The organism is Mesorhizobium sp. M9A.F.Ca.ET.002.03.1.2 (genome assembly GCF_003952365.1).
Taxonomy (GTDB): Bacteria; Pseudomonadota; Alphaproteobacteria; order Rhizobiales; family Rhizobiaceae; genus Mesorhizobium.
The window spans coordinates 4,983,388-4,999,107 of sequence record NZ_CP034443.1; the positions used below are offsets into that span (position 1 = coordinate 4,983,388).

A 15,720-nucleotide genomic window follows, 5' to 3' on the forward strand; every position below is an offset into this window, starting at 1 on the left:
AGCGGCCGCTGCAAAAGCTCACTCCGCTTCCGCCGCCCCGAACCCCGCCCCCATCGTCGCGCGGACGGTGCCCGCCCAGGGTGTCGCATGGTTGTCTATGCGCATCTGGAAAATGAAGTAGGTCGGCGAGCAGAAGCCGATACCTTTCACTTTGCCAATGCCCGGCGTGTCTGATGGCAGCGACTGGCACATATAGTCCTCGCGGCAGAAACGATCGGCCGAGCAAGTTGGCCGGTTGCCGCGGTTGACGGCGACGCCAAGACACTGGTCGAAATTATTGGTCGCCACGCAAGTGTCGAACTTCTTGCCGCCGACCAGCCCGCAGATCTCGCTCGGCATCGGCTTGCCCGGCTTGAAGGCGGCAAAGGTGCGGTCCTTGTCGTCGCAGCCGCGATAGGCAATGCCGGCCGGCACGCCGATCTTTGGCGGCCGGCAGGTGTAGTCGGTGCGCGAAATGCCTGGCGCGAAGGCTGCGAACTGGCCTGATATGCTGTAGCGGTCATTGAAAGGCTGCGCCCGGTTGCTGGCGATCGAACCGGTCAGGCAGGGATGGCCGGAGAAGATTTTCGCGCTGTCCTTGGGCAGCAGGCATTGCGCCAGTTTCGTCCGCACGCCCGAAGCGGCGGCTAGTGGTGTGCAGACGGTGCCGCCCCCGCAGTGCCAAGTTGAACCAAAGCGCGCCGCGTCCTCCGGCAGCAAGCACGGCATCGCCATACCGGCCGGCACGTAGTCGACATCGCCGGCATCCTTCCAGGCTGCCGGCGGCGCGAAGGAGAGCGGGCGGAAGCGGTTCGGCTCTTTGCCCTCGGCCGTGGCGCGCAGCCAAGCCTGGCGGCGCGGAATCTCGGCATGGAGATGCGGCGAAATGCCGACCTCGATGCGGTTCAAAGGCGAAGTCGTCTTGTCGTCGAGGCCGATGAAATGGAAACCGGCGGTCGAACCTGCCTGATGACAGCCCTGGCAGGCGCCATTGTCCAGCCGCTCGACCAGTGCTTCCGGCGTGCGCACCAGCTTCAAAGCCGAATAGTCGAACCCGGCAAAATCCGCGGGCTGGAACAGCGGCGTGAACGGGTGATTGGCCTGCCTTGCGCTGCCGAAGGTCGACCAAGAAAGGACCTTCTTCGCCAGGAATTGGTCAGGGATTTCATAGACGCCGAGGTCGACCGCTGCGAGGTTGGCGCTGATATAGCCGGCGAGTTTCGCTTTCAGCGCGGTGTCTTCGGCAAGCCGCGCCGTGTCGGGTGTGTTTTCCAGCGGCTTCTCGCGGACCGCCGCGCCGTCGATACCGAAAATCCGCATGAGATAGGCAGCCTGCCCGCCGAATTCGGTTTCCTGGCCGGAGGGAAAGCGCACCACCTGGGCGTTGAGCTCGAGCTGCTTGAAGCTCAGCCCAGCCTTTTCCAACGGCCCGCCGATGAGCCAGCCGGTATCGACGGTCTCGTCGATCTGCGGCGTCCAGCGCCCGGCAACGCCGACGCAGCCGCCATCGGCGTCCGCCGCGGCGCTGTAGACGGCATTGAAATTGAACGGCAGGCGTGAGGCCAGAACCTTGCCGTTTTTCTTGAAGCTGTAGGCAAGGCGATAGATGAACCGTACCTCGCCGCAGCGCTCGTCGCCGCGCGCATCGGTGAAATCGCGCCGGTCGAGCCGGTTGACGACACCGACCAGCCGGAAGCGCGCGGCGTCGGTCTTCAGCCAGCGCATGTCCATGATGCGGCCGACATTGCCGTCGGTGACCTCGTAGAGCGGCCGCCCGCCGGCCTTCATCTCCGCCCGCAGCGCGGCGACATCGCCGGCAACCGTTTCGACGATCTGGTGATAAGCAGGCGCCTTGTCATAGAGCGTCTTCAGATCGCCCTTGCCATCGACGCCGAAAATGCCGGCGAAGCCAAAACCCTTAGCGTCGAGGGCGGCGAGCACGGCCGGATCGTCGACGATGGTCACCGGACCTTCGGCGCGCGCGGTATGCGCCATGAAAACGGCGACGAAGATTGCAGCAAGCAGCGCGAACCGGCGGTTCATCGAGGGGCCGCCCCGTTACGGGTCTCGGCAAGCTCGCGCAGCACCGGCACCAGCACCAGCGGCAGGTCCTCGGCGATCAGCCCTGGCCCGAAACGGCTGCCGGCCTCGGCATGGATCCAGACCGCCGCGCAGGCAGCTTCGAAAGCCGGCATGCCTTGCGCCAGCAGCCCGGCCGCGATGCCCGACAGCACGTCGCCCGAACCGGCAGTTGCCAGCCATGGCGCGCCATTGCCGTTGATCGCCGCCCTGCCATCGGGTGCCGCGATCACCGTGTCCGCGCCCTTGTAGACGATCGTTGCGCTGGCGCGCTTTGCGGCAGTGCGCGCCTTGGCCAGCTTGGACAGGTTCTTGTCTCCGGCGATGTCTGGAAACAGCCTGGCGAATTCGCCCTCATGCGGCGTCAGCACCAGCGCCGGCGCGTTTAGACGACGGGCGGCTTCGAACAAAACGTTCGGCATATCGCGAAACGATGTGATGCCGTCGGCATCGAGCACCAGTCCGTCGATCCCGCCGGCGGCACCTTGCCGTCCGGCACCCAGCACAGCGAGGCCAAAGTCGCGGGCTTTTTCACCGACGCCAAATCCGGGTCCGAGGACGAAGGACGACGGCCGGCGGCCGCCGATGAATTCCTGTACATCCGCCATGCTGTCGGCCTTGCGCAGCATGATCGAGGTCAGATGCGCGGCATTCACCTGCAGCCCGTTCGCCGGCGACAGCACGGTCACCGCCCCTGCCCCGCTTCTGGCCGCGGCAAGCGCCGACAGCCGTGCAGCACCCGTCGCCGATGGCCCGCCGGAAAAGACGCCGACATGGCCGCGCCTGTATTTATGCGCGTCGACGGCCGGAACCGGGAAGTTTTCTATCCAAAGCGGCGGGGTGTTCTCGAAGGTTCGCGGTTCAAGCCGCGCAATGATGCCGTCGCCGATGCCGATATCGGCGAGCAAGAGTTCGCCGCACATTGCGCGCCCCGGCAACAGCAGATGGCCGGGCTTTTTTCGCGCGAACGTCACCGTGATCCGGGCGCGGAATGCCTGGCCGAGGCTCTGGCCGCTCTCGCCCGACACGCCTGAGGGCAGATCGACCGCGACGACAGGCAGGTTCAGTTCAGCAGCAACAGCGACCGCCCTGGCGGCATCGCCGGACAGCGGCTTGGATAGCCCTGCCCCATAAAGCGCGTCGACCACGATCGCGCCTGTCTCGGCAACAAACTCCGACAGCGGCCGAGGCCTGACCCGGCACTCCGAAGCAGCGAGCGCCGCATCGCTGCCGGCCCTGGGCGAGCCGGACGCCCACACGGTTACGTCGACGCCGCTGTCATGCAGCAAGCTGGCCACGACGTAGCCGTCGCCGCCATTGTTGCCGGGACCACAAAGCACGTGGACAGGTGCCGCCGGATAACGGCTGAGCACCACCGACGCGACCGCCGCACCGGCATTGCGCATAAGGTCTATACCGGCCAGCGGGCCAGTGGCGATTGTCAGCCGATCAGCCTCGCCCATTTCGGCCGGAGATAGAAGTTCATTGCTCATGGATTGCCGATCCGCATTGGCTCAAGCCTGACCCTTGTGGTCAAACATCGTCCAGTTTTCGGTTCGAAGCAAACGGTGACGAGATGGCGCAACCTGCGAGCACATCGTTGGGACAATGGCATCGCCGACGCGCAATTGCCTGCGAAGTGCGCTGTTTGCCTAATTATTGTGCGGACGAACGGGCTGACAATGTGTAGGTTCCCAACGCCCATGACGCATCCAACGCAGCGAATGACGCGAATTTACGTCCCAACGCGGCATGGCATCGAAATCGCGTGATACCGCTTCGAATCCCCCTCAAATTGGCACAATTCGTGCTTGAAGGAGGCGCAAGCGGGGCTCACAACCCGTCTTTTTTGGCAGTGGAGGCCACTTTTTACATGAAAAAGATCGAAGCGATCATCAAGCCGTTCAAGCTAGACGAAGTGAAGGAAGCGCTTCAGGAGGCCGGGCTGCAAGGCATCACCGTTACGGAAGCCAAGGGTTTTGGCCGCCAGAAGGGCCATACCGAACTCTATCGCGGCGCCGAATATGTCGTCGATTTTTTGCCCAAGGTGAAAATCGAGGTCGTGCTCGGCGACGACGCGGTCGAAGGGGCGATCGAAGCCATCCGCAAGGCGGCTCAGACCGGTCGCATCGGCGACGGCAAGATCTTCGTCTCCAACATCGAGGAAGTCGTGCGCATCCGCACCGGCGAAACAGGGATGGACGCGGTCTGAGGTTTCTGATTTCAGATCATCTCCTCGAAACGTCATCACACAGGGATACATGACATGACGACAGCCAAAGACATCATGAAGCAGATCAAGGACAACGACGTGAAATTCGTCGACCTGCGCTTCACAGACCCGAAGGGCAAGCTGCAGCACGTGACGATGGACGTCGTCGAGGTCGAGGAAGACATGTTTGCTGACGGCGTCATGTTCGACGGATCTTCCATCGCCGGCTGGAAGGCGATCAACGAGTCCGACATGGTGCTGATGCCCGATACCGAGACGGTGCATATGGACCCGTTCTTCGCACAGTCCACCATGGTCATCCTGTGCGACATTCTCGATCCGATTTCCGGAGAATCCTACAACCGCGACCCGCGCGGCACCGCCAAGAAGGCCGAAGCCTACATGAAGGCGGAGGGCATCGGCGATCAGATCTTCGTCGGCCCGGAAGCCGAGTTCTTCGTGTTCGACGACGTCAAGTACAAGGCCGATCCGTACAACACCGGCTTCAGGCTCGACTCCACCGAACTGCCGTCCAACGACGACACCGACTACGAGACCGGCAACCTCGGCCACCGTCCGCGGACGAAGGGCGGCTATTTCCCGGTACCGCCGATCGACTCGGCGCAGGATATGCGCTCGGAAATGCTGACCGTGCTCGCCGAAATGGGCGTGCGTGTCGAAAAGCATCACCACGAAGTGGCTGCTGCCCAGCACGAACTCGGTATCAAGTTCGACACGCTGGTCCGCAACGCCGACAAGATGCTGATCTACAAGTATGTCGTGCACCAGGTCGCCAACGCCTATGGCAAGACGGCCACCTTCATGCCGAAGCCGGTCTTCGGCGACAACGGCTCGGGCATGCATGTCCACCAGTCGATCTGGAAGGGCGGCAAGCCGACCTTCGCCGGCAATGAATATGCCGGTCTTTCGGAAAGCTGCCTGTTCTATATCGGCGGCATCATCAAGCACGCCAAGGCCATCAACGCCTTCACCAACCCGCTGACCAACTCCTACAAGCGTCTGGTGCCGGGCTATGAAGCGCCGGTTCTGCTCGCCTATTCGGCCCGCAACCGCTCTGCCTCCTGCCGCATTCCATTCGGCTCGTCGCCGAAGTCCAAGCGCGTCGAGGTCCGCTTCCCCGATCCGGGCGCGAACCCCTACCTCGCCTTCGCCGCCATGCTGATGGCCGGCCTCGACGGCATCAAGAACAAGATCCATCCGGGCCAGCCGATGGACAAGGACCTCTACGACCTGCCGCCGAAGGAACTGAAGAAGATCCCGACCGTCTGCGGCTCGCTGCGCGAGGCCTTGCAGAGCCTTGATAAGGACCGTGGCTTCCTGAAGGCCGGCGGGGTGTTCGACGACGACCAGATCGACAGCTACATCGAGCTCAAGATGGCCGAGGTGATGCGCTTCGAAATGACCCCGCATCCAGTCGAATACGACATGTATTATTCGGTCTGATTGACCAAAGGGATCAAACAAAAACCCCGGCGGAGACGCCGGGGTTTTTTCATATCATTTGTCGTAAGGGCCAAGCCATCGGCACCGCCGACATGACAGACCACGGCGCAGACGCTGGCGCCTGCGCCGTGACGAATGCTCAGGCAGCAGCCTGCTTCTCGTCCGTTTCCACCGACGCAATCGTCTTCAGGATCTGCGAAGCGATCTGGTAGGGGTCGCCCTGCGAGTTCGGGCGGCGATCCTCGAGATAGCCCTTGTAGCCATTGTTGATGAAGGAATGCGGCACGCGGATCGAGGCGCCGCGATCGGCGATGCCATAGCTGAACCTGTTCCATGGCGCGGTCTCATGCTTGCCGGTCAAACGCTTGTCGTTGTCCGGGCCGTAGACGGCGATGTGGTCCATCAGGTTTTTGTCGAAGGCCGCCATCAGCGCCTCGAAATAGTCCTTGCCGCCGACTTCGCGCATATAGGCGGTCGAGAAGTTGGCGTGCATGCCGGAGCCATTCCAGTCGGTGTCGCCGAGCGGCTTGCAGTGATACTCGATGTCGATGCCGTATTTCTCAGTGAGGCGCTGCATCAGGTAGCGAGCCATCCACATCTGGTCGGCGGCCTTCTTCGAGCCCTTGCCGAAAATCTGGAATTCCCACTGGCCCTTGGCCACCTCGGCGTTGATGCCTTCATGATTGATGCCGGCGGCAAGGCACTGGTCGAGATGCTCCTCGACGATCTGCCTGGCAACGCTGCCGACGTTCGAGTAGCCGACGCCGGTGTAGTACGGACCTTGCGGCGCAGGGTAACCGCTCTCGGGGAAGCCGAGCGGGCGGCCGTCCTTGTAGAAGAAATATTCCTGCTCGAAGCCGAACCAGGCGCCGTCATCGTCGAGGATGGTGGCGCGCTTGTTGGACGCATGCGGCGTCACGCCATCCGGCATCATCACCTCGCACATGACGAGCACGCCGTTGGTGCGGGCCGGATCCGGATAGACGGCGACCGGCTTCAAGACGCAGTCGGAGCTGTGGCCCTCGGCCTGCATCGTCGAAGAACCATCGAAGCCCCACAGCGGAAGCTGCTCAAGCGTCGGGAACTCGACGAATTCCTTGATCTGGGTCTTGCCCCGAAGGTTGGGAACCGGGGTGTATCCATCGAGCCAAATATACTCGAGCTTGTACTTCGTCATTCTGACCTCTCGTTGCTTGATAAACCGAACTTCTGGATGATGCCGGCGCACGCCGAACCACCCAGCAGCCGACCTGCCGGTTCATTAAAATGCAAATCGTGTGCCATTCTCGAATTGAGAGGTGCGGCAAAAATGACCCGACAACCCGGCAAACCCGCCAAGCCGTCTAAGCAATGCGCCAAGATCAATCAAAAGCAGATATTGCACAAACATTGAGCAAGTACTGATCTTTTCGTAAGCATGTTGCTTAAATGGATTGCAGAACCTAATCTTGGTGAAAAGTTGAATCGGTAGGGCGCGGCATACGAAAGGAGACAGACAATGGAAATCATTTCCACCCGTCAGTCGGCCAAGATCCTGATGTTCCCGGTGGCAGCGCGTGCTTCTGCCTCAAATTTAAGCGGAAAGGCTAAGTTCGCGGCAGAACTTGCCTCCTTGCGTAATGTCACCACGGATTTCGGCAGCGGCTGGTATCATGACGCAGCCATTGAGGAAGCGGAGCAGGCCCGCAAGAGCTGAGCCCTCCCTTCCCGCCACGTCGTTGCGAACGTTGAATGAAGATGAAAACCCGGCGCGATCTCTCGCGCCGGGTTTTCTGATGTTTGCGCAATTGCAGGCTAATCCTTGGCGTGCAAGTCCGTTCCCAGCGTATCCCTGACGAAGATGACGCCGATGATCAGCGACATCGCCGAGATCACGATCGGGTACCAGAGACCGTAGTAGATATCGCCCCTCGCCGCGCTCAAGGCGAAGACCGTCGCTGGGAGCAGGCCGCCGAACCAGCCATTGCCGATATGGTAGGGCAGCGACATGCCGGTATAACGGATGCGGGTCGGGAACATCTCGACGAGGATCGCCGCGATCGGCCCGTAGACCATGGTCACATAAAGGACCAGGATGAACAGGATGCCGACGATCTTTGTCCAGTTCACCTGAGCCGGGTCGGCAAACATCGAGAACGGGCCGGATGCCGGAACGCTGTAGACAGTCACCTCCGTGGCGCCGGCGGCTTCGTCGGCCGTCAGCACCTTGTCCTTGACCGCCTGGTCGACCGGAACCGCCGTCTTCTCGCCGGCACGGATAGCCGCAGCGTCGAGCTTCAGTTCGGGATTGGCCGCGACGAAAGCGTCGAGCTTCTGGTCGGCCACCTTGGAAGCAGCGCGCTTCAGCGGATAGCCGCCATCCTTAAGTGCCATGCTGACCGCCTTGGTAAAGGCAGCGTCCTTGGCCTTGGCCTGATCGCCGGCAGCGGTGGCGTCGTAGGATTCGACCGTCTCATTGCCGATCTTGACCGTTGCCGGGGTCCCGGGCACCGCGCTTGTGACGATGTCATAAGGCACGGAGCTCTTGGCCAGGAAAGACGTGGCGATGTCGCACGACGTGGTGAACTTCGCCGTGCCGACCGGGTTGAACTGGAACTTGCAGTCGCCGGGCGCCACGGTAACCGTGGCGCGCGTGTTCTGCTGCGCTGCAGCCAGCGTCGGATTGGCGGCCCAGGTCAGTGCCTTGAACAGCGGGAAGTAGGTGACGATCGCCAGAGCGAGTCCCGCCATGATGATCGGTTTGCGGCCGATCTTGTCGGACAGCCAGCCGAACACGACGAAGAAGATAGAGCCGAGCGCCAGAGCGATGGCAATCAGGATGTTGACCGTCTGCAGGTCGACCTTGAGAACGTTCTGCAGGAAGAACAGCGCGTAGAACTGGCCCGAATACCAGACCACGGCCTGGCCGGCGGTGAGGCCGAGAAGGGCCAGAATGGCGATCTTGGCGTTCTTCCACTGTCCGAAAGCTTCCGAAAGCGGTGCTTTCGATCCCTTGCCCTCCTCCTTCATGCGCTGGAAGGTCGGCGATTCATTCAGCGACAGGCGAATCCAGACCGATACGCCGAGCAAAATGACCGAGACGAGGAACGGAATACGCCAACCCCAGGCGGCAAAGGTTTCCTTGCTCATCGCTCCCTGGACGCCAAGGATGATGATCAGCGACAGGAACAGACCGAGCGTCGCCGTCGTCTGAATCCATGAGGTGTAGAAACCGCGGCGGTCATCGGGTGCGTGTTCAGCGACGTAGGTCGCCGCACCGCCATATTCGCCGCCGAGCGCCAGGCCCTGCAGCATGCGCAAGGCAATCAGGATGACCGGTGCTGCAAGGCCCCAGCTCGCGGAGCCAGGAAGCAGGCCAACCAGGAATGTCGAGCTACCCATGATCAGGATGGTGACGAGAAAGGTGTATTTGCGACCGACGAGATCGCCGATGCGGCCAAACACCAGCGCGCCGAACGGGCGCACAAGGAAACCTGCCGCGAAAGCCAGCAGCGCGAAGATATTGCGCGTCGCTTCCGGATACTGGCTGAAGAAGGTGGCGCCGATGAAGGCTGCCAATGAGCCATAGAGGTAGAAATCGTACCATTCGAAAACGGTGCCGAGTGAGGAAGCGAAGATGACTTTCTTCTCTTCCCGAGTCATGCCGCGGCTTGCTTTGCCTGCGGTTATTGCCATTGTCATGAATTCGTCCTCCCGTCATATCTCGCTGTCCTAGATGCTGCGCGGTGTCGTCCCTATGGACACGAACTCGGGCAGCTATCGCCGCAAGAAATGACAGAAAGCGCCGCCCAGTGGCAGGCCGCCTTTGGGATTATGACTTTGGTCCAATGCATCGGCCCGAAGATCGGAATCAATCTTCGGAAAGCACGATGCATGGATTCAAAGTAGTAAAGCGTACTTTATGAGTTCAACTGGACGCGCGTCGCTCTAATGCGCAATGCAGAAATGAATGAGGGCGGCGATTGCGGTCAGGCTTTGAGCGCCTCGAGAAGACCGACGGCGGCCATCATGTCGCGCTTGCGGGCCGAGCGGCGTGCGACAGCCTCCGCGTCATGGCCCCAGTGCTCGGCTTGCCAGTCCTCGTCGACATGGCCGGCAGTCCAGGCTGCGTCGCCGTCAAGCTCACCGAAATCGACGGCTAGTGCCAGCAGAGCCGATCCCGTCAGCGACGTCATGACATGAATGGCCGCCAGCCGCAGCGGGTCGGCACGCTGAGCAAGATGAACGCCGAGCACCGCGATGCTCTCGCGCGGCTGCTCGACATGGATCACCCCTTCGGCGAGATGAAACCGGGCGCCGAGCTCGCTTCGTGCCCAGTCGATGATGGGATCCCAATGTTCGTTCTGCCGGTCGACCAGCCCTTGTGGGGTGTCGGCGCGATAGCAGAGCAGATCGGACGAGGCGAAACGCAGGATGTCCTCCAGCACCGCTTGCGGGTCGCTGGCGACACCGTCGATGGCGGTGTTGACCAGACGCATGACCGGCATCGTTACCGGGTCGATGGTCTCACCTTGCGCGGCGAACTCGTCGGCGACCAGAGCGGCGGCTTTTTCGGTCGGCAGGACCAGCAGCGCCTTACCCGGCGTGCGGACCGGCTTGCCATCGAGATGAACGGCAAAACCATCGTCGGTGGGTGCGACCGAGACGGCCTTGTAGAAGCGTTTCGGCAGGTGCGTCTTCATCTGGATCTGGGCACGGCGTACCGGATCCGGATCGGAAAGCTGCTTTCCCGCTTCGAGATCGTTGAGGATATCGCGCATGCCGGAGCCTTTCATCCGGGGATCTGTTTTCGGGCCGGCCGGTTCACGATGATCAAGCCGGCTGCGATGAGGCCGAGTGCCAGGAAAATACGGATGGTCAGCGCCTCGCCCAGGAACATAGCGCCGCACAGCACGCCGAACACCGGCGACAGGAAGGTGAAGCTCGACAGGCCCGATGCCGGATAGCGCCGCAGCAGCCAGAACCACAGTACGTAGGTGAAGGCGACGATATAGACAGCCTGGAAAAGCAGAGCCAGGGTCGGCAAAGCGGCGAAGTTGCGAACGGGCGGCCCGGCGAAAGGCAGCACCAAGGCGCCGACCACGGCAGCGCCGGCCAGTTGGTAGAGCAGCAATTTCTCGGCGCTCGTTTCCGCCAGTTTCGTCCGCTTGATGACGATGTAGGTCAAGGCCCAGAGAATGCCGGCGCCGAGGCTGAGCAGATCTCCGGTCAGTGTCGCGCCATTGTCGGCGCTCAGCTTGTCAGAGAACACCGCGACCAGTCCGGCGAAAGCGAGCAGAAGGCCGACGAGCCGGCGTGCGGTGATGCGTTCGCCCAGCAGGAAATGCCCGCCGACCAGAACCCAGAACGGCATGGTGTTGACCAGCAAGGTGTTGCGCGCGACGGTCGTCTGCTCGAGCCCGACATAAAGAAACAGGAATTCGAAGCCAAACAGCGCACCTGCAAGAATGCCGGCGCCAAGCGTTCCGTCGGGGGTGAGCAGCGCAATGCCGCGCCAGCGGCACCAGACGACAACGCACAGCCCGCCAATGACCGACCGCGCGATCGACAGGAAAACAGGGTCATAGCCGGCATAGGATACCTTGGCGGCGACGTAGTTCAGCCCCCAGGAAAAGGTCAGTCCGACCATGATGGCGGCGGCCGCAGCGTCAATGGAACTGCGGTGGTCCATTGCAGTTGCTGTGGTCATTACTTCGCCTGACTCTCTAGCTTCGCGAGCAGCGCTTTCAGCACTTCGGTATTTTGCCTCACCGCTTCGGTGTTCTCACGGCCGACTTCGGCCATCGACCCCTGCCGGGCAGCGACGCGGCGCATGTAAACAAACCAGACAAGGACGATCAGGATGAACGGCAACCAGCCCACCAACTGAGGAACGAGCGACGGGTCATCCATAGTTTTCTCCTCTTTCCATTTAGTCCTCCGCGCTCTGCTCGTCGAAGCCAAGCAGATTCCAGCTCTGGCGCATATGCGGCGGCATCGGCGCGGTGACGTCGATAAAACCCTTGTCGGGATGCGGGATGACGATACGGCGCGCGTGCAAATGCAAGCGGTTCTGCATGCCGCCGGGAAAATCCCAATTGGTGTCGGCCTCGAAATATTTGGGATCGCCGATGATCGGGCAGCCGATGTGAGCGGCATGGACGCGAAGCTGGTGGGTGCGACCGGTGTAGGGCTCCATCTCCAGCCAGGACAGGGCTTGCGCCGCCTGCTCGACGACCCGGTAGTAGGACACCGCGTGGTCGGCGCCCTTTTCGCCATGTTTGGCGACGCGCACGCGGTCGCCGTCGGGCGTCGGCTCCTTGATCAGCCAGGTCGAGATCTTGTCCTCGCGCTTGGGCGGCACGCCCTTGACCAGCGCCCAGTAGGTCTTCTTGGTTTCGCGCGCCCGGAATGCTTCGGAAAGCTTCATCGCGGCGAGCCTTGTGCGGGCGACGACCAACACGCCCGACGTGTCGCGGTCGAGCCGGTGCACCAGCCGCGGTTTCTCGCCTTTCTGGCTGCGCCAGGCTTCCAGCATGTCGTCGACGTTGCGGGTGACACCCGAGCCACCCTGGACGGCAAGGCCGGCCGGCTTGTTGAAGACAAACACTTTCGGATCTTCATAAATCAGCATCTTGGCCAGGACGTCGGCGTCGCCCTGGTTGCGGATCGAGTGACCGGTAAGCGGGCTCTCGCCCTTTTTGTCCACTTCGAGCGGCGGAATGCGGACCATCTGACCCGGCTCGACGCGGGTATCGGCCTTCGCCCTGCCACCATCGACACGGATCTGGCCGGAGCGCAGCAGCTTCTGCAGATGGCCGAAGCCAAGACCCGGAAAATGGGTCTTGAACCAGCGGTCGAGCCGCATGCCCGCCTCGCCGGCCTCCACCGTGATCTGTTCAACGCCTGCCATTGTCTCGTTTTACCCGTTTCCAGCGCATGACCTGAAACGAAATCGCCCTCGGAAAGGGTCATGCGCAAAATCAAAGTGCTACAGCCTCCTTTGCGCGTCCTAAGCGATGCGCGGCGCTGTTAGCGGGGCAATAGCATTAAGGCAGGCTTGTTGCGAGCCAAAGACCCAGAAACAAGGCGATGATCGCGCCAATGAGGCTGGCCATGGCGTATCCGAACGCCGGCAGCGTCGCGCCACGCTCCCATAGCGTCGCGAAATCGAGCAAAAGGCCGAGAAAATCGCGAAGAGACCTTCCCCGACGAAACTTCGTCAAGCGTGCTGACATCCTAGAAATGATCGGGGCGCGGCCATTGCAGCCGCGCCCTTTCAAGGATCGCGCATGATCTGTCTGAAAGAGCCACGCACTCCAGCGTGGGAATCGATCAGAAGAAGCCGAGCTTCTTCGGGCTGTAGCTGACCAGCATGTTCTTGGTCTGCTGATAGTGATCGAGCATCATCTTGTGGGTCTCGCGGCCGATGCCGGACTGCTTGTACCCGCCGAACGCCGCATGCGCCGGATAGGCATGGTAGCAGTTGGTCCACACGCGACCTGCCTCGATGGCGCGGCCGAAGCGGTAGCAGCGGTTCGCATCACGGCTCCAGATGCCAGCCCCCAGCCCATAGAGCGTGTCGTTGGCGATCGACAGCGCCTCATCATCATCCTTGAAGGTGGTGACCGAAACCACCGGCCCGAAGATCTCTTCCTGGAAGATGCGCATCTTGTTGTGGCCCTTGAACACCGTCGGCTGGACATAGTAGCCGCCGGCCAGATCGCCGGGTAGATGGTTCTGCGAACCGCCGGTCAGGACTTCGGCACCTTCCTGTCGGCCGATGTCGAAATAGGACAGGATCTTCGCCAGCTGTTCAGACGACGCCTGCGCTCCGATCATGGTCGCGGGATCGAGTGGGTCGCCCTGAACAATCGCCTCGACGCGCTTCAGCGCGCGCTCCATGAACTGGTCGTAGATCTTCTCATGCACCAGCGCACGGCTCGGGCAGGTGCAGACCTCGCCTTGGTTGAGCGCGAACATGACAAAGCCTTCTATCGCCTTGTCGAAGAAGTCGTCGTCCTCGGCTGTCACGTCCTTGAAAAAGATGTTGGGCGATTTGCCGCCGAGTTCCAGAGTGACCGGGATCAGGTTCTGGCTGGCATACTGCATGATCAGCCGGCCGGTCGAGGTCTCGCCGGTAAAGGCGATCTTGGCGATGCGGTTCGACGACGCGAGCGGCTTGCCGGCCTCGAGGCCAAAGCCGTTGACGATGTTGAGCACGCCTTCCGGCAGAAGGTCGCCGATCAGGTCGACCCACAACATAATCGCGGCAGGCGTTTGTTCGGCAGGTTTCAACACCACGCAGTTGCCGGCGGCGAGTGCCGGCGCCAGTTTCCAGCAGGCCATCAGCAGCGGGAAGTTCCAGGGTATGATCTGGCCGACCACGCCGAGCGGCTCGTGGAAATGATAGGCGACGGTATCGTCGTCGATCTGCGAGAGGCTGCCTTCCTGGCCGCGCAATGCACCGGCGAAATAGCGGAAATGGTCGATGGCGAGCGGCAGGTCGGCCGCCGTCGTTTCACGAATCGGCTTGCCATTGTCCCAGGTTTCGGCCAGCGCGAGGAGGTCGAGGTTTTCCTCCATGCGGTCGGCGATGCGGTTGAGGATCAGCGCACGGGCGGCGACATCCGTCTTACCCCAGGCATCTTTTGCCGTGTGTGCGGCGTCGAGCGCGGCCTCGATGTCGGCGGCGTCGGAGCGAGCAATCTCGCACAGCGGACGACCGTTCACCGGCGAGATGTTGTCGAAATATCTTCCGGATTTCGGGGCGACCCAGTTGCCGCCGATGTAGTTGTCGTAACGCTTGGCGAAGGGAACCTTGGCCGTGCGGGAAAATTCCACCTTGTTCATTGTCTTCCTCCCAGGAAACGGCGCCACGGAATGTGTCGCATCACGAGGAAGAGTTGCCGATGACCCGGGGTTTGTCAGCCCTGGCCAACCAGTTGCGGGCGCTGACTGTCGCAGTTTTGCGACAGGTTCGCGCCTGAAAACTCAGTGCGGTCGCCGAATGCCGAACCGGGCAAGCTTGCGATGGAGCGTGGCGCGCGAAATGCCGAGATTGTGTGCGGCCACCGAGACGTTGCCACCGGCGCGCGTGATCGCCCGCTGGACCACGCCGCGCTCTGCTTCGCCCAGTTCTTCAGCGGCGTTGGAGTCGCAGAGGGTGTCGGCGGCCGGCAGCCCTTTCGTCAGGATCTGTTGAGTGATGCCGAGAGCCAGTCGCGCCGAACGCGTCGCACCGACCACGAGATCATCGGCATCGACAGCTATCAGCGCGCTGGCACTCCACTCGCTCACCGGCGCCAGCAGAACGCGGGCATTCGAAAAGGCCCGACGAAAATTATCCGCCTCGATGCGCCGGGCAGCATCGCCCACCGCCACCGAGATCAGGTTGACGAAGTCTTCGGTCAGATCCGACCTGCATGACGACACATCGAGCGCAGCCGCCAGTTTGCCTTCGTGATCGTAGACCGGCGCGGTCGTGCAACTGAGAAGCGTGTTGCGCGAGAAGAAGTGCTGGTCGCGGTGAATGGTGAGGGGGCGCTGATCGGCAAGGCAAGTACCGATCCCGTTGGTGCCTTCGCTGTCCTCACTCCACACCGTGCCTGTCCACAGGCCCCATTCGTCGAACGTGTCGTCATCCGCGGAAGCCCCTCGGCGTTCGACCGGAATACCGTCGCGATCGGCAAGCATCACGCAGCATCCGATGCCGCCAACCGCCAGATAGAGGCGATCGAGGCTGGCATCCGCTGCACGAAGCAGTGGCTCCATTCGTTGCCGCGCCTGCCTGAGTTCACCCTCAGTCAGGCGTCTCGGCGCTTTTCGCTCGGCGGGATCGAGCCCATGCAATGTAAGCGAGCGCCTCCAGGAAGCGACCAGCGCCGAGCGGGCGGCATCGCTGGTGGCAATGGCCGCCTGTACAACATCCGCATGATGGGCGGGCTGTCCGCTCACTCATCCTCCCGAAGCACGACGCTGCTGCTTCAACCTCCCGGCAGCATTGC

General features: G+C 62.0%; 13 protein-coding genes and 1 pseudogene. 3 read left to right on the plus strand and 11 right to left on the minus strand.

The features are described 5' to 3' along the window. Window positions 1-18: 18 nt before the first annotated feature. Entirely contained in the window at window positions 19-2,022 is a 2,004-nt protein-coding gene (locus EJ066_RS24085; protein ID WP_126042385.1) for a hypothetical protein, read from the minus strand. Next, a complete protein-coding gene (locus EJ066_RS24090; RefSeq protein ID WP_126042387.1) occupies window positions 2,019-3,551 on the minus strand; it encodes an NAD(P)H-hydrate dehydratase in 1,533 nt (510 codons plus the stop codon). Before EJ066_RS24090 ends, EJ066_RS24085 begins: the two co-directional genes overlap by 4 nt. Window positions 3,552-3,931: 380 nt before the next feature. Between EJ066_RS24090 and EJ066_RS24095 the strand changes: the two genes are divergently transcribed. Further along, window positions 3,932-4,270 (plus strand): P-II family nitrogen regulator, encoded by a 339-nt coding sequence (locus EJ066_RS24095; RefSeq protein WP_006205430.1) that lies wholly within the window; start codon window positions 3,932-3,934, stop codon window positions 4,268-4,270. 54 nt (window positions 4,271-4,324) lie between these two features. Then, the gene (gene glnA, locus EJ066_RS24100) at window positions 4,325-5,734 is read left to right on the plus strand and encodes a type I glutamate--ammonia ligase (RefSeq protein WP_126042389.1); all 1,410 of its coding nucleotides are present in this window, start codon (window positions 4,325-4,327) and stop codon (window positions 5,732-5,734) included. 139 nt (window positions 5,735-5,873) lie between these two features. Here the strand turns inward: glnA and EJ066_RS24105 are convergent, their stop codons facing one another. After that, window positions 5,874-6,911 (minus strand): glutamine synthetase beta-grasp domain-containing protein, encoded by a 1,038-nt coding sequence (locus EJ066_RS24105; protein ID WP_126042392.1) that lies wholly within the window; start codon window positions 6,909-6,911, stop codon window positions 5,874-5,876. Window positions 6,912-7,232: 321 nt separating this feature from the next. Between EJ066_RS24105 and EJ066_RS24110 the strand changes: the two genes are divergently transcribed. Continuing rightward, window positions 7,233-7,430, plus strand: a complete 198-nt coding sequence (locus tag EJ066_RS24110) for a DUF2735 domain-containing protein (RefSeq protein WP_126042394.1) — start codon at window positions 7,233-7,235, stop codon at window positions 7,428-7,430. Between the two features lie 98 nt (window positions 7,431-7,528). Here the strand turns inward: EJ066_RS24110 and EJ066_RS24115 are convergent, their stop codons facing one another. The 8 genes and pseudogenes from EJ066_RS24115 to EJ066_RS24150 all read right to left on the minus strand — a co-directional run bounded on the left by EJ066_RS24115 (window position 7,529) and on the right by EJ066_RS24150 (window position 15,670). Continuing rightward, window positions 7,529-9,415: an MFS transporter gene (locus tag EJ066_RS24115; RefSeq protein WP_126042396.1), complete on the minus strand. Its 1,887-nt coding sequence runs from the start codon at window positions 9,413-9,415 to the stop codon at window positions 7,529-7,531. A gap of 287 nt (window positions 9,416-9,702) precedes the next feature. After that, window positions 9,703-10,494 carry an ATP12 family chaperone protein gene (locus EJ066_RS24120; protein ID WP_126042398.1) on the minus strand — a complete coding sequence of 264 codons (792 nt, stop codon included), beginning with the start codon at window positions 10,492-10,494 and terminating at the stop codon, window positions 9,703-9,705. Between the two features lie 11 nt (window positions 10,495-10,505). Beyond that, on the minus strand, window positions 10,506-11,423 hold the full coding sequence (locus EJ066_RS24125; RefSeq protein ID WP_126042400.1) for a DMT family transporter: 918 nt from the start codon (window positions 11,421-11,423) through the stop codon (window positions 10,506-10,508). Then, window positions 11,423-11,626 (minus strand): hypothetical protein, encoded by a 204-nt coding sequence (locus EJ066_RS24130; protein ID WP_126042402.1) that lies wholly within the window; start codon window positions 11,624-11,626, stop codon window positions 11,423-11,425. Before EJ066_RS24130 ends, EJ066_RS24125 begins: the two co-directional genes overlap by 1 nt. 19 nt (window positions 11,627-11,645) lie before the next feature. After that, window positions 11,646-12,626 (minus strand): RluA family pseudouridine synthase, encoded by a 981-nt coding sequence (locus EJ066_RS24135; protein WP_126042404.1) that lies wholly within the window; start codon window positions 12,624-12,626, stop codon window positions 11,646-11,648. Window positions 12,627-12,762: 136 nt separating this feature from the next. Then, window positions 12,763-12,888, minus strand: a pseudogene (locus EJ066_RS32180) (fluoride efflux transporter CrcB); the annotation flags it as partial. Window positions 12,889-13,048: 160 nt separating this feature from the next. Continuing rightward, window positions 13,049-14,566 (minus strand): aldehyde dehydrogenase, encoded by a 1,518-nt coding sequence (gene adh / locus EJ066_RS24145; RefSeq protein WP_126042406.1) that lies wholly within the window; start codon window positions 14,564-14,566, stop codon window positions 13,049-13,051. Between the two features lie 141 nt (window positions 14,567-14,707). Further along, window positions 14,708-15,670 (minus strand): GAF domain-containing protein, encoded by a 963-nt coding sequence (locus tag EJ066_RS24150; protein WP_126042408.1) that lies wholly within the window; start codon window positions 15,668-15,670, stop codon window positions 14,708-14,710. Between the last annotated feature and the right edge of the window lie 50 nt (window positions 15,671-15,720).

What these genes read in the sequence shown, in the direction of transcription:
- EJ066_RS24085 (WP_126042385.1), bottom strand. Translation starts at nt 2,022, where the DNA reads ATGAACCGCCGGTTCGCGCTGCTTGCTGCAATCTTCGTCGCCGTTTTC.
- EJ066_RS24090 (WP_126042387.1), bottom strand. Translation starts at nt 3,551, where the DNA reads ATGAGCAATGAACTTCTATCTCCGGCCGAAATGGGCGAGGCTGATCGG.
- EJ066_RS24095 (WP_006205430.1), top strand. Translation starts at nt 3,932, where the DNA reads ATGAAAAAGATCGAAGCGATCATCAAGCCGTTCAAGCTAGACGAAGTG.
- glnA (WP_126042389.1), top strand. Translation starts at nt 4,325, where the DNA reads ATGACGACAGCCAAAGACATCATGAAGCAGATCAAGGACAACGACGTG.
- EJ066_RS24105 (WP_126042392.1), bottom strand. Translation starts at nt 6,911, where the DNA reads ATGACGAAGTACAAGCTCGAGTATATTTGGCTCGATGGATACACCCCG.
- EJ066_RS24110 (WP_126042394.1), top strand. Translation starts at nt 7,233, where the DNA reads ATGGAAATCATTTCCACCCGTCAGTCGGCCAAGATCCTGATGTTCCCG.
- EJ066_RS24115 (WP_126042396.1), bottom strand. Translation starts at nt 9,415, where the DNA reads ATGACAATGGCAATAACCGCAGGCAAAGCAAGCCGCGGCATGACTCGG.
- EJ066_RS24120 (WP_126042398.1), bottom strand. Translation starts at nt 10,494, where the DNA reads ATGCGCGATATCCTCAACGATCTCGAAGCGGGAAAGCAGCTTTCCGAT.
- EJ066_RS24125 (WP_126042400.1), bottom strand. Translation starts at nt 11,423, where the DNA reads ATGACCACAGCAACTGCAATGGACCACCGCAGTTCCATTGACGCTGCG.
- EJ066_RS24130 (WP_126042402.1), bottom strand. Translation starts at nt 11,626, where the DNA reads ATGGATGACCCGTCGCTCGTTCCTCAGTTGGTGGGCTGGTTGCCGTTC.
- EJ066_RS24135 (WP_126042404.1), bottom strand. Translation starts at nt 12,626, where the DNA reads ATGGCAGGCGTTGAACAGATCACGGTGGAGGCCGGCGAGGCGGGCATG.
- adh (WP_126042406.1), bottom strand. Translation starts at nt 14,566, where the DNA reads ATGAACAAGGTGGAATTTTCCCGCACGGCCAAGGTTCCCTTCGCCAAG.